The 12,676-nt window shown below is 39.1% G+C and carries 14 protein-coding genes; 13 read left to right on the top strand and 1 reads right to left on the bottom strand.

What is annotated here, in order from left to right:
- Positions 1–125: 125 nt before the first annotated feature.
- The 3 genes from JBW_RS14465 to JBW_RS14455 are packed head-to-tail and all read left to right on the top strand — an operon-like array spanning position 126 to position 2,223.
- Positions 126–434: a YerC/YecD family TrpR-related protein gene (locus tag JBW_RS14465; protein WP_007957674.1), complete on the top strand. Its 309-nt coding sequence runs from the start codon at positions 126–128 to the stop codon at positions 432–434.
- Positions 435–483: 49 nt separating this feature from the next.
- A complete protein-coding gene (gene hisZ / locus JBW_RS14460; RefSeq protein WP_007957672.1) occupies positions 484–1,680 on the top strand; it encodes an ATP phosphoribosyltransferase regulatory subunit in 1,197 nt (398 codons plus the stop codon).
- Positions 1,681–1,695: 15 nt separating this feature from the next.
- Positions 1,696–2,223, top strand: a complete 528-nt coding sequence (locus JBW_RS14455; protein WP_007957670.1) for an HDIG domain-containing metalloprotein — start codon at positions 1,696–1,698, stop codon at positions 2,221–2,223.
- 6 nt (positions 2,224–2,229) lie between these two features.
- Here the strand turns inward: JBW_RS14455 and JBW_RS14450 are convergent, their stop codons facing one another.
- Entirely contained in the window at positions 2,230–3,180 is a 951-nt protein-coding gene (locus JBW_RS14450; RefSeq protein ID WP_007957665.1) for a D-2-hydroxyacid dehydrogenase, read from the bottom strand.
- Between the two features lie 207 nt (positions 3,181–3,387).
- Between JBW_RS14450 and hisG the strand changes: the two genes are divergently transcribed.
- From hisG to dcuS, 10 genes are all read left to right on the top strand, one after another.
- Positions 3,388–4,053, top strand: a complete 666-nt coding sequence (hisG, locus tag JBW_RS14445; protein WP_007957663.1) for an ATP phosphoribosyltransferase — start codon at positions 3,388–3,390, stop codon at positions 4,051–4,053.
- Positions 4,050–5,399 carry a histidinol dehydrogenase gene (gene hisD, locus JBW_RS14440; protein ID WP_007957662.1) on the top strand — a complete coding sequence of 450 codons (1,350 nt, stop codon included), beginning with the start codon at positions 4,050–4,052 and terminating at the stop codon, positions 5,397–5,399. Before hisG ends, hisD begins: the two co-directional genes overlap by 4 nt.
- The gene (hisC, locus tag JBW_RS14435; protein ID WP_007957661.1) at positions 5,389–6,447 is read left to right on the top strand and encodes a histidinol-phosphate transaminase; all 1,059 of its coding nucleotides are present in this window, start codon (positions 5,389–5,391) and stop codon (positions 6,445–6,447) included. Before hisD ends, hisC begins: the two co-directional genes overlap by 11 nt.
- Before the next feature lie 38 nt (positions 6,448–6,485).
- The gene (gene hisB, locus JBW_RS14430) at positions 6,486–7,073 is read left to right on the top strand and encodes an imidazoleglycerol-phosphate dehydratase HisB (RefSeq protein WP_007957660.1); all 588 of its coding nucleotides are present in this window, start codon (positions 6,486–6,488) and stop codon (positions 7,071–7,073) included.
- Between the two features lie 11 nt (positions 7,074–7,084).
- A complete protein-coding gene (gene hisH, locus JBW_RS14425) occupies positions 7,085–7,693 on the top strand; it encodes an imidazole glycerol phosphate synthase subunit HisH (RefSeq protein WP_007957659.1) in 609 nt (202 codons plus the stop codon).
- Positions 7,690–8,418 (top strand): 1-(5-phosphoribosyl)-5-[(5-phosphoribosylamino)methylideneamino]imidazole-4-carboxamide isomerase, encoded by a 729-nt coding sequence (gene hisA / locus JBW_RS14420; RefSeq protein ID WP_007957658.1) that lies wholly within the window; start codon positions 7,690–7,692, stop codon positions 8,416–8,418. Before hisH ends, hisA begins: the two co-directional genes overlap by 4 nt.
- A gap of 4 nt (positions 8,419–8,422) precedes the next feature.
- Positions 8,423–9,181 (top strand): imidazole glycerol phosphate synthase subunit HisF, encoded by a 759-nt coding sequence (gene hisF / locus JBW_RS14415; RefSeq protein WP_007957656.1) that lies wholly within the window; start codon positions 8,423–8,425, stop codon positions 9,179–9,181.
- Entirely contained in the window at positions 9,178–9,834 is a 657-nt protein-coding gene (hisIE, locus tag JBW_RS14410; protein ID WP_007957654.1) for a bifunctional phosphoribosyl-AMP cyclohydrolase/phosphoribosyl-ATP diphosphatase HisIE, read from the top strand. The genes hisF and hisIE overlap by 4 nt, the downstream gene beginning before the upstream one ends.
- 171 nt (positions 9,835–10,005) lie before the next feature.
- The gene (locus JBW_RS14405; protein WP_007957652.1) at positions 10,006–10,743 is read left to right on the top strand and encodes a SagB/ThcOx family dehydrogenase; all 738 of its coding nucleotides are present in this window, start codon (positions 10,006–10,008) and stop codon (positions 10,741–10,743) included.
- 167 nt (positions 10,744–10,910) lie between these two features.
- Positions 10,911–12,515: a DcuS/MalK family sensor histidine kinase gene (gene dcuS / locus JBW_RS14400; RefSeq protein ID WP_007957650.1), complete on the top strand. Its 1,605-nt coding sequence runs from the start codon at positions 10,911–10,913 to the stop codon at positions 12,513–12,515.
- Positions 12,516–12,676: the final 161 nt, after the last annotated feature.

Below are 12,676 nucleotides of genomic sequence, written 5' to 3'. Positions count from 1 at the left end.
ATTAGCAGTTCTATAAAATAGTGTCAAGAAAAAAATGACTTTGCAAATGGGAAATCATAATGTTATAATTTCACTAAGTAAAGCTTAAAAGTAATAAAGGATTTAATAGAATGGGGGAAAGAAAAATGCCTGCAAATCCCAAATTGAAAGATGACTTAACGGATCAGTTATTTCGTTCTATTTTATTGTTAGAAAATCAAGAAGAATGTTATCAATTTTTTGAAGATATTTGTACCGTAAGTGAATTAAAATCTCTCGCCCAACGCATGGAAGTAGCTCGTATGTTAAGAGCTGGCCATACGTATGATGACATTGTAGACAAAACAGGAGCTAGTACTGCAACAATTAGTCGGGTAAAGCGTTGTTTACACTATGGTGCTGATGGGTATAAGTTTATGTTAGAAAGACTCGAAGGCCAAAAAGATCATAAGTAAACAGCATGCAAAGTATTATCTAAGAGAACATTAAATTACTGGGATAGGGGTGTTTCTATTTATGAAGCAACATGAATTTGTTCCTCAAGTTCCATATGGAACAAGAGATTTCTTACCGAGAGAGGCTAGTCAGAAACGTGCCGTGGAAGGGGCTTTGGCTCAGTTATTTGCAAATTGGGGATATGATGAAGTTGTTACTCCCACAATTGAATATTTGGAAACGATGACTGTTGGAGTAGGGAACGACTTAGATCAGCATATGTTTAAATTCTTTGATAAAAATAATCGTATATTGGCACTTCGCCCAGACATGACAACTCCTATGGCCCGTGTGGCGGCTACCCGATTTAAAGGTAGTCCAAGCCCAATGAAACTGTTTTATATAACGAATGTCTTTCGCTATGAACAAGCTCAAGCAGGCAGGCAATGTGAATTTTATCAGGCCGGAGTGGAAATTATGGGTGCATCAGAGCCGGCAGCTGATGCCGAGGTCATTGCACTAGCAGTGGAATCCATGTTGAAGTCTGGTTTGCAGAAATTTCAAATTGGTTTAGGGCAAGTTGATTTTATTAATGGAATTATGGAGCAGAGTGAACTTTCTCTCGTGCAAAGGCAGCAGATTAAACATGCAATGGTAACGCGTGATTTAGTGGGATTAGGTGAAATACTTGTTAAGAGTGGTCTTAGCCAAAGTGATCAGACTTTACTGAAACATATTCCATTACTTCATGGCAGAGAAGATATGCTCAAACAGGCCTATAGTATGGTAACAAATGATAAAAGTCGTAGAGCCTTAGATAACTTAGCCAATATTTATCACCTATTAGAAAACTATGGTGTTTCCCAATATGTTGACTTTGATTTAGGAATCATTCGTGATTTTGAATATTATACAGGAATGGTATTTGAAGGTTATACGCCAGGACTTGGATTTCCAATCTGTGGTGGTGGGCGGTACGATACTATGTTAAATTCATTTGGGATGAATTGTGGGGCTACTGGCTTTGCCTTAGGTATTGAACGGGTACTATTAGCATTAGAGCGCCAGGGGATTGACGGTACTCAAAATTGTAAAGGTATTTACATTGGATGGAATAAAGAAAACCTGGTGAAAGCAATAAAACAGGCTGATACTTTGCGTGATTCAGGTTGCAGCGTAGAATTAGCCGTTATTCCAGAATCTTGTGCACAAGCAAAAGAGAGTCAGAAAAGTAAAGGGTATGAAAAGCTGGTGTATGTAGAATAATGGGTGGTTCAATAGATGTTACATAGAATAAAACAGGTATTTGCTGCACTTACCGCTTCGATTACACCAAAAGATAGAGAATTTATTGAACAGCATTTAAGCTCAGAAGCGCAAAAGTTGTTTTGGGGGATGAATGTGCCAGATCAGCGGCACGTTCTGAATGTGGCATATACAGCACTGCATTTGGCAGATAATCATTCAAATGTAAATAGTAAACTATTGGTGAAATGTGCTTTGCTTCATGATGTGGGAAAAGTGAAAGGCGATGTTAGTACAGTTGATAAAATCATAACTGTTATAGGGGATTATTTTTTCCCTAATCAATTAAGAAAATGGGGAAAGCAGGGGCGAGGAAGTAAGGTCGCAAATCTTCGCCATGCTTTTTATATTTATTTTCATCATGCTGCTATTAGTGCTAGTATGTTGAGGGAGATTGGTGAGAGTTCTGAGATGATTGAAATAATCGCTAAACATCATAAAACTCCAGCAGAAAATGATCCACTGGAGTTAACGCTGCTTAGAGAGTCTGACAGTATGCATTGAAAAAAGTTAATAACCCTTTACCTTATCAATGATATTTAACATTTCTTTGTTTTGCTGAAATCTGGACAGGTTATCGGCGAAGAGCTTGACAGCTCTGTCCAGGTAGCTTGGTGATAGGGCTGCTACATGGGGGGTAATGATTACGTTTTGCATATCCCATAGAGGGGAAGAATCAGAAAGAGGCTCTTCATCAAACACATCTAGACATGCACCTTTTATCAAGCCTTGCTCTAAAGCGGTTATCAAATCGTCTTGTTTAATGATACCGCCTCGGGCAATGTTGATGAAATAAGCAGATGGTTTCATAACGGAAAACTCGTTTATCGTAAATAAATGTTTCGTTTCTTTTAATAAAGGCAGGGCTGTGACTACAAAATCGGAAAATGAAAGTAGTTCATGGAGTTTTTCAGGAGGATAGAGCTCATCAACAAATAGCTCTTTTGTCATGGTTTGTTTGCTGGCGACAACTTTCATTCCCAGACCTTTGGCCTTTTTAGCAATTTCTCGTCCGATACTGCCAAGACCTACGATACCGATGGTTTTGTCATGAATTTCGTCAACCATTGTCCGCTTCCATTGGTGCTTTGCTTGTTGCCGAATAAATACATCCAATCCTCTCGTAAAAACGAGCATCATAGCAAAAACATGTTCTGAAACTGGAATGCCATGAATACCTCTTGAATTGGTTATTATCGTGTTGGCATTTTGAATTTCAGGAAAGATCAAACCTTCAACTCCTGCGCTTAGGCTATGTATCCATGTTAATTTAGGGGCAGCAAGATAGAGGGGACGAACATCCATGGACCCCCAAGGAACTAAAATATCAATGTCTCGAATGTGCTCTGCAGCTTTTTCATAATCACATGTTATGATATTGCTGTTAGGAGCACTACTTTGAATTATTTTCATATGACGGTCTGCTAAGTTGTTGATTACAAGAATATTTAAGTTGGGCATAATATGACACCCCTTTATGTATATTTTAAAACTGAATCATAGGGTCTATAATTTACTGGTCCAAAATAAAGTTTTAACATTCTTATGAAAGATGATTCTACATATGTATCTAAAAATCCTACATTTATATTGACGAATATTTTAACAAATGATAATATAGCACTATGTTAATGCTTTAAATAACTAAAGTAATTTAGGAGGATCTTCATGACATCAAGTGACATGGATTATCTTACGATCGCTTTGCCAAAGGGGAAACTATTTGCACCTTCGGCAGAAATGTTAGCAAAAGTAGGATGTACAGCAGAAGACCTGAGTGAAAACTCACGTAAATTAGTAATCACCAATGAAAAGGAAAAGTTGCATTTTATCATCACGAAAACAGCAGATTTGCCAACATATATTGAATATGGTGCAGCCGATATTGGAATTATCGGCAAGGATGTATTATTGGAAGAAGAGAAAGATCTTTATGAATTATTAGATTTGAGATTTGGTTTGTGCCGAATGATGGTGGCGGTGCCAGAAGCTTTAAAACGAGAAAAATTAAGTGATTATGCGCATATGCGAGTAGCTACTAAATATCCTCGTATAGCAGAAAGCTATTTTCATAGTATGGGCATTCAGATGGAATTTATTAAATTAAATGGTTCTATCGAATTGGCACCTATGGTCGGTTTAGCAGAAATTATTGTAGATTTGGTAGAGACAGGACGTACATTAAAGGCGAATAATTTATTGGAAGTCGCGACCATTCAGCCCGTTACGGCTCGCTTTATTGCTAATCGGGTAAGTTTTAAACTGAAGTTTGATCGTATTAATAGAATTACTGAAGAGTTAAGAACCCTGCTGGAAGGTGTGGTGACCCTATGAAAATTGTATATGCAGAAGATAGCACGCTAGAGGAATTAAGCGAACTATTAATAAAGCCGCCTTTTGATCAAGTGATACTAGGAGAAGGCGCGAAGAGTCATATTAAGAAGGTATTCGGCAGTGAATTAACAGCTTCTCAGGTAGTGGATAAAATTATTCAAGATGTACGCCTGCAAGGGGATGAAGCAGTACTTCAATATACCCAGGTAATTGATGGTGTAAATTTAAGTGAAGATACATTAGAAGTTACAGAATCGGAATTTCAAGAAGCTTTGGCAAAGGTCGATGAGCAGATATTGGCTGCTATACGACAGGCCATTAGCAATGTTAAATCTTTCCATATGGAGCAGTTGCCTAAAACCTGGCTTACCTATCGAGAGCATGGAGCGATGCTGGGACAAAGTTGTATCCCTTTAGAAAGAGTGGGAATGTACGTGCCTGGGGGCACTGCTATTTATCCATCCTCTGTTATTATGAACGCAGTTCCTGCCGCTGTTGCTGGTGTAAAAGAAATTATTATGGTGGTGCCTCCTAGTAAGGATGGCAGCGTTAATCCCAGTATTTTAGCAGCAGCCCGGGAATCGGGTGTGACCAGAGTGTTTAAAGCAGGAGGAGCGCAGGCTATTGCTGCCCTAGCCTTTGGTACCAAGCTGATTCCTAAGGTTGATAAAATCACAGGACCTGGTAATATCTTTGTCACTTTGGCTAAAAAGGCGGTGTATGGACATTGTGATATTGATATGTTAGCGGGACCAAGTGAGATTTTAATTGTTGCGGATGAAACCGCAGACCCTTCGTATATTGCTGCAGATATGCTAAGTCAGGCTGAGCATGATGTATTAGCATCCAGCATTTTAATTACGGATAGCAGTAACCTTGTGAGTAAAGTGGAAATAGAACTTGAGCGCCAGTTGGCTAAGCTGCCTCGCAGGGAAATTGCTGAAGCATCGCTGCAGAAAAATGGATTGATGATTATAACGAAAAACAGTATGCAGGCGATCGAATTGGCCAATATATCAGCACCGGAACATTTAGAGATCATAACAGAGCAACCTTTTGCCTTGTTGCCTTTTGTAAAAAATGCAGGCGCTGTATTTTTGGGACCTTATTCGCCAGAACCGTTGGGGGATTACTTAGCAGGACCCAATCATGTATTGCCAACTGGGGGAACGGCTCGTTTTTATTCCGTGTTAAATGTAGAAACCTTTATGAAAAGAACCAGTATTATCGCATATAGCCAAAAAGCGCTGCAGGCAGTAGCGAATCAAGTAATTACATTAGCAGAGGCAGAAGGACTACAGGCTCATGCCAATGCGATCAGAGTGAGGGAAAAGAATGATGTTTGATTATCGACCAGGATTAGAAAATATAAAATCCTACTCAGTAGAAGAAAAGGAATGGGATAGCAAGCTTGATGCTAATGAAAGTCCTAATAATTTGCCCCCTTTAGTGCATGAAAGAGTCATGAATCAGATAGAATATATGGCATTTAATCGTTACCCTGATATCGGAATGTTAGATTTACGAGCATTGATTGCAGAAGCTTTTGCGACCACGATTCAAAATATCGTAATTGGTAATGGATCAAGTGAGATCTTGTTGGCCCTATTTCAAACTTTTGGTGGACCAGGAAGGAGCATTATTTTTCCGACGCCCTCATTTTCCATGTATGGTATTTATGCTCAATTAACGGACAGCCAAGCGGTTCCAGTAAAATTAAATGAAGATTTTTCCCTATCACCAGAAAAAGTTGTGGAAGCGGCAGAGCAGTCCAAGGCTAAGTTGATTATTCTATGCAATCCCAATAACCCTACAGGTACAATTATTCCACAAGAAGATATCGAATATATTCTAAGTAAAGCACGATGTCCTGTTGTCGTTGACGAAGCTTATTATGAATTCTATGGTCAATCTGCTGTCAGTCTTATGAAAAAGTACGACCACTTAATTGTAGCAAGAACATTATCCAAAGCCTATGGCTTAGCAGCGATTCGTGTAGGTTATATGCTGTCTAATGCTGAAATTGTATCTATGGTAAATAAAGTTATGATGCCTTACCATATCAATGCCTTGTCTTTGATTACTGCGCAAGTGGTATATCAAATGCGAGATGAGTTTATGCCAATCATTGGGCAGATTATTGGGGAGCGCAAGCGTTTAGCTGATTCGCTGACTGCAATAGCAGGTATTACGGTCTATCCTTCAGAGACTAATTTTATTTTAATAAAAACAGAGAAAGCACAAAAGCTGAGTGCTTACTTATCTGAGAAAAATATTGGCATAAGAGATTTTAGTACAGCACCTCTTCTTACCAATTGCATTAGAATTACAGTTGGAACGCCTTTAGAGAATGATAATGTATACAAGGCTATTAAAACGTTTATGAATGAGTAATATAAGCTATTTATAAATAATAGGAAAGAAGGTTCCAAATGATGCGTACTGCGACAATGAAGCGGCTAACCGCTGAAACAAATATCTCAACCACACTAAATATTGATGGAACTGGTAAAAGTGAAATAGCAACAGGGATTGGTTTTTTTGACCATATGTTATTGTTGCTAACCAAACATGGCTTTATGGATTTGCAGCTCATTGCGCAAGGAGATTTGCAGGTAGATGGACATCATACTGTAGAAGATACAGGTATTGTCTTAGGTCAGGCTTTGGCAAAAGCATTAGGTGATAAAAGTGGTATTAAACGATATGGTACTGCTTTTGTACCAATGGACGAAGCCTTAGCAATGGTGTCCTTAGATATTAGCGGTCGTCCCTTCCTCGTTTTTGATGTTGCGATACCGTCGGAAAGAATCGGTGATTTTGACAGTGAACTGACAGAAGAATTTTTACGTGCTTTATCTGTACATGCAGGGTTAACTTTACATGTGCGCCTATTATCCGGTAAAAATTCTCACCATATTGTTGAAGCGATATTTAAGGCGTTAGGCAGGGCTCTTGATGAAGCTTCATCTATCGATGAGAGAATTGTTGGAGTGATGTCGAGTAAAGGGATGCTATAGGAGGGGTGACTATGATTGCTATTATTGATTATGGCATGGGTAATTTATATAGTGTGGAAAAGGCTTTTGTTAAGTTAGGGGCAGAGGTTGTAGTTACCAGTGAGCCTAAGATCGTCGCAGCAGCTGATAAAGTAGTACTGCCAGGCGTCGGTGCCTTTGGTGATTGTATGGAGAATCTTAAAGCCTATCACATGATTGATGCCATCCATGAGGTAGTTGCGAAAGGAACACCTTTTCTTTCCATTTGTCTGGGCTTGCAAGTTTTGTTTGAAGGCAGTGAAGAAGATCCGGAAACGAAAGGGCTGGGACTTTTTCCTGGTATGGTACGTAAAATACAGGCTCCTGCTTTAAAAATTCCTCATATGGGGTGGAATAGCCTATCTTTTGCTGCTAAGAGTCCTTTGTTTGAGAATATACCTCAGGAATCCTATGTCTATTTTGTTCACAGTTTCCATGCTGTGCCTGAAGATGCTAGTTTGATTACGGCAGTGGCAGATTATGGCGGCGCTGTAACGGCCGCTGTTGGTCGGGGAAATATACAGGCTGTGCAATTCCATCCTGAAAAATCAGGTAGTATTGGTTTAGCGATGCTGGCTAACTTTAAGGAGTTGAAATCATGATTCTTTTTCCAGCAATTGATATTCGGAATGGAAAATGTGTTCGGTTGACAGAAGGACGTTTCGATAAAGAAACTATATTCGCTGATAATCCTTTGGATATGGCAATTCGTTGGGTAAATGAAGGTGCTGAATATCTACATTTGGTAGATTTGGATGGTGCCTTAGCAGGTAAGCCTGTAAATTTAAGTGTGATTGCTGATATAACAAAAAGTGTAAGGATTCCTGTGCAATTAGGTGGTGGTATACGGAATTTAGACACGATTGCACAATTTTTGGAAGTTGGGGTAGCGCGAGTTATTTTAGGGTCAGTTGCTGTTAAGCAACCAGAATTAGTCGCAGCAGCATGTGAGAAATATGGTGATCGTATCGTGGTGGGAATTGACGCTCGCGCCGGTGTCGTTGCTGTAGATGGTTGGGGAATTGCAGGTGGTATTGGGGCGGAAGAATTGGCTGAGAAAATGGCCGGGGTTGGTGTAGCACGAATTATTTATACGGATATTTCTCGTGATGGTACCTTGTCAGGGGTGAATATTTCTGCTACGGCAGCCGTGGCTAAAGCCTCTGGGATTCCAGTCATTGCTTCAGGAGGAGTTCGTGATTTATCTGATATTGAAGCTATAAAAAAGGCAGCGAGTGATGGTATTGAAGGCGTGATTGTCGGCAAGGCCATTTATACAGGTAGTCTGAACCTTGCTGATGCCTTATGTCTGTTGCGGGGAGAGTGAAATCATGTATACAAAAAGGATTATTCCCTGTCTGGATGTGAAGGATGGGAGAGTCGTTAAGGGTACTAATTTTGTAGGACTTAGAGATGCTGGTAACCCGGTGGAATTGGCATCTATCTACGATAAAGAACTTGCCGATGAGTTAATATTTTTAGATATTACAGCTTCTTGTGAACAGAGAGATACCATGGTACAGATGGTAGAGCAAACTGCATCTCAGGTATTTATTCCTTTTACTGTAGGAGGCGGAATTCGAACAGTTGAAGACATTCGCAAAATGTTAAAAGCCGGTGCAGATAAGGTATCCCTCAATACAGCAGCCATCAAAAGCCCGGAGTTAATTGCCGAAGGAGCAAAGCGCTTTGGTCGTCAGTGTATTGTTTTGGCTGTTGATGCCAGACAAAGAGGTGAAGACGAGTGGGAAGTGTATATTAACGGAGGACGCACTCCCACGGGGCTGGACGTGTTAGATTGGGTGAAGCAGGCTACAGCGCTGGGAGCAGGAGAAATTCTCTTGACCAGTATGGATAAAGATGGAACGAAAGATGGTTATGATATTAAACTGACCAGGGCTGTTTCGGAAGCTGTAGGCGTACCTGTCATTGCATCCGGGGGCGCAGGGGAACTGGTGCACTTTTATGATGTGCTTACTGAAGGTAAGGCTGATGCCGTATTAGCAGCTTCTGTTTTTCACTTTGGACAATTTACTGTTGGTCAGGTAAAACAATATCTAAAATCAAAAGGTGTGGAGGTACGGCTATGATCAATATAGACGATATTAAATTTGATGATAATGGCTTAATTCCAGCAATTATCCAACAGGAACAAACCGGAATTGTTCTTATGCTAGCCTATATGAATAGGGAATCATTACGAAAGACTATAGAAACAGGAGTTACCTGGTTTTTCAGTCGTAGTCGCCAAAGTTTATGGCAAAAAGGCGAAACTTCTGGACATGTGCAAAAGGTGCAGCAGATATATTATGATTGCGATGGGGATACTCTTTTGATCAAAGTAGAGCAAGTTGGGGTTGCATGTCATGAAGGAACATTGTCTTGTTTCAGGCGCACACTAGACCAGCAGAAAATGGAAGGCAAAACAGCGGTAACTATACCTTCTGTTTATGGACAATCGGTGTCCACTATCTTACAAGAACTGTATCATGTAGTGAATGACCGCAAGCGCAATCCTCAAGCTGGTTCTTATACCACCTATCTCTTTGATAAAGGTCAGGATAAAATACTTAAAAAAGTTGGGGAAGAGGCAGCGGAAACAATTATCGCCTCTAAGAATAATAGTAAAGAAGAATTACTATATGAAATGGCAGATCTTTGGTATCATTGTTTAGTGCTTTTAGCGTATCATAATGTAAGTATCAGTGAACTTTTGGAAGAGCTGCAAAAAAGAAGGAAATAGTAAAGCGGTTAGTTACCTGTAAAAATAAGACTGTCAATCCTCAATGAGGGTGTTGGCAGTTTTATTTATTTTACTAAAATGGAAGTAGGGAGGATTTTTTAAAGAGGTGGTGAAAGAATAATGATAGTGTATTTAAAATAATCTATTCATATAAAAGTTAGAGGTGTGATCATGCTAAAATCCATTGGACATGAATTTATGGTGCAAACTCGCTATGAGAATATGGAACAGAAAGACCCTGAGAGTATAGTAGCTCAGCCATCTTTGGAAACGGCTTATGATGAAAAAAACAATATCATTGATTTGCCAATGCCAGAAGAAATTCCACCAATTACAATTGATTTTATGGCCCTGGTTGAACTTAGATCCAGTGTACGTGATTATCAGAATGTGCCAATCAGTTTATTGGAACTATCTTATTTATTATGGTGTACTCAGGGCGTTAAACAAATATTAGGAAATCAGGCTACTCTGCGAACCGTTCCATCAGCAGGTGCGCGGCATGCCTTTGAGACATACTTACTCATTCATAATGTTGAAGGAATCAAACCGGGTTTATATCGTTTTTTAGCCCTTGAGCATAAATTAATGGAAGTAAATTTGGCAGAACATATTTCCACGGAAATAACAAAGGCATGTTTGGGGCAGAAATTTATTACTAAGAGTGCAGTAACCTTTCTTTGGGCGGCACAAGCCAGTCGTATGAAATGGCGCTATGGGGAAAGAGGATATCGTTACTTGCATCTGGATGCAGGACATGTTTGTCAGAATTTATATTTATCGGCACAAGTTGTTGGCTGCGGAGCATGTGCTGTTGCTGCTTTTGATGATGAGCATCTAAACGCTGTAATAGGACTTGATGGTGAGGAAGAATTTATTATATATGTAGCTGCTTTGGGGAAAAGATAGTCGGCAGAGCTTATTTGGGGCAAAATAATTAGTAGCAAAAGTGTCCAGTGAGAAACGATGTTTTCTCGCTGGATATTTTTATAAAAATCACTTTGTTGTTCTTGTTTTTTGTACGTTAGATTTCTATAATAGAGATAGCTTGTAGAGAAAAGTAAGGTGGTGTATTTTTGTTATTTAATAGAAGCTTAAAGCTGCAAACTAAGATTATGCTATTAACATTTGCGGTAGTAGCTGCAGCCTTGTTGATTACCAATATATTAATATCCCAGAATATTGAATTTGATGCACAAAAGGGGACTGCCAGGAAAGCTGCGAGTGTGGCTCATCTTATTGTGAAATCTCCTCTTGTAATTGAAGGGTTAGCACAAGATAAAAATATAGATGCTATGCAGACATATGCTAATGAGAGTGGAGTTGCAGCTGAGGTTGAATACATTGTGATTTTAGATATGCAGGGGATTCGCAAATCACATCCTAATTTTGAAAAGATTGGCCAACAATTTGTTGGTGGGGATGAAGAGGACGCGCTAGCAGGCAAAGAATATGTTTCAGTGGCTAAGGGAACGTTAGGGGATGCATTACGGGCATTTGTACCTGTTTTTACTCCAGAGGGAAAGCAGGTAGGGGTAGTAGTGGTTGGTGTCTTAATGGATAATATTAAAATACTGGAGAAAGAGACGCAAAAGGCATTATTTTTGGCAATTATAATTGGTATGATGATTGGTATTATCGGTGCTTATTTACTATCAAAAAATGTAAAAAATATTTTATTTGGTCTTGAGCCAGAGGCGATTGCTAATCGACTGGAGGAACGAAATGCTATGCTGCAGTCGGTATATGAGGGAATTCTTGCTGTCGACAGTCAAGGAGTAATTACCTTGGTAAACGCTGAAACTATTCGCATATTAGGCTTGACAGGCATAGATGATAGTCCGGTAGGTAAATCCATTACAAACTATGTACCAAATACGAATTTACTAGAAGTAATTGAATCTGGTGTGGCGCAAGTAGATCAAGAACAAGATTTCCATGGCTCGCCCGTTATTGCAAACTGCCTCCCTATGATTGTAAATGGAAAAGTTGTGGGGGCTATATCTACTTTTCGGGATAAGACAGAAGTGAAAGATCTTGCAGAGCAGCTTACAGGTGTTCAGGATTATGTAGATGCTCTTAGGGCGCGGGCCCACGAATTTATGAATCAGTTGCATGTTATATTGGGTTTAGTCAAATTGAAAAGTTACTCGCAATTAGCAAATTACATTAATAAAATTACTTCTGAGCATGAAGAGGAAATTAGTTTTGTAACCAAACGTATCAGGGAACCTCTTCTTGCAGGGTTTATTCTAAGTAAGTTAAGCTTATCAAGGGAAAACAATGTGATTATGCATTTAGCAGAAGAAACCTATGTTCCTAAGCCTTGGAATAATGAAGTTATTCATGAAATGGTAACGATTATTGGTAATTTAGTAGAGAATGCTTTTGACGCAGTAAACAACAGTCCTTATAAGGAGATAGAACTGCATATGTATTATGATAAAGGGATATTATCGATTCACGTAAGTGACACAGGTGAGGGAATTTTACCAGAAGTAAGCAGTACTTTATTTAAGAAAGGTATATCCAGCAAGGAGGGGAACCGAGGGTTTGGTCTTCATCTAGTGCAGTGCAGTTTAGAACGCCTTGGAGGGACTATTGATTTTGAAAGTAGACCAGGGGAAGGTACAATATTCATGGTAAATATTCCTTATGAAATAAAGAAGGAAAACGAATAGATTCTAAAAAATAAGTCGTTGTTATAGAAGGCGATACTTATTTAAGTTAGTTATTATTTATTAAATATTTATAATTATTTTTTTCATTACATTACAATACAGTTATTGATTTTGAGAAAAATTAATGTTTATATATATAAGTGCATACAAATTAAAATAGT

This window comes from Pelosinus fermentans JBW45, from assembly GCF_000271665.2.
Lineage (GTDB): Bacteria > Bacillota > Negativicutes > DSM-13327 > DSM-13327 > Pelosinus > Pelosinus baikalensis.
The sequence above is the reverse complement of the archived record's forward strand: the minus strand, read 5'-3'. Positions and strand labels throughout refer to the sequence as shown.

Coding starts and splice junctions, on each gene's coding strand:
- JBW_RS14465 (WP_007957674.1), top strand. CDS start 126: ATGCCTGCAAATCCCAAATTGAAAGATGACTTAACGGATCAGTTATTT.
- JBW_RS14455 (WP_007957670.1), top strand. CDS start 1,696: ATGTTACATAGAATAAAACAGGTATTTGCTGCACTTACCGCTTCGATT.
- JBW_RS14450 (WP_007957665.1), bottom strand. CDS start 3,180: ATGCCCAACTTAAATATTCTTGTAATCAACAACTTAGCAGACCGTCAT.
- hisG (WP_007957663.1), top strand. CDS start 3,388: ATGACATCAAGTGACATGGATTATCTTACGATCGCTTTGCCAAAGGGG.
- hisD (WP_007957662.1), top strand. CDS start 4,050: ATGAAAATTGTATATGCAGAAGATAGCACGCTAGAGGAATTAAGCGAA.
- hisC (WP_007957661.1), top strand. CDS start 5,389: ATGATGTTTGATTATCGACCAGGATTAGAAAATATAAAATCCTACTCA.
- hisB (WP_007957660.1), top strand. CDS start 6,486: ATGATGCGTACTGCGACAATGAAGCGGCTAACCGCTGAAACAAATATC.
- hisH (WP_007957659.1), top strand. CDS start 7,085: ATGATTGCTATTATTGATTATGGCATGGGTAATTTATATAGTGTGGAA.
- hisA (WP_007957658.1), top strand. CDS start 7,690: ATGATTCTTTTTCCAGCAATTGATATTCGGAATGGAAAATGTGTTCGG.
- hisF (WP_007957656.1), top strand. CDS start 8,423: ATGTATACAAAAAGGATTATTCCCTGTCTGGATGTGAAGGATGGGAGA.
- hisIE (WP_007957654.1), top strand. CDS start 9,178: ATGATCAATATAGACGATATTAAATTTGATGATAATGGCTTAATTCCA.
- JBW_RS14405 (WP_007957652.1), top strand. CDS start 10,006: ATGCTAAAATCCATTGGACATGAATTTATGGTGCAAACTCGCTATGAG.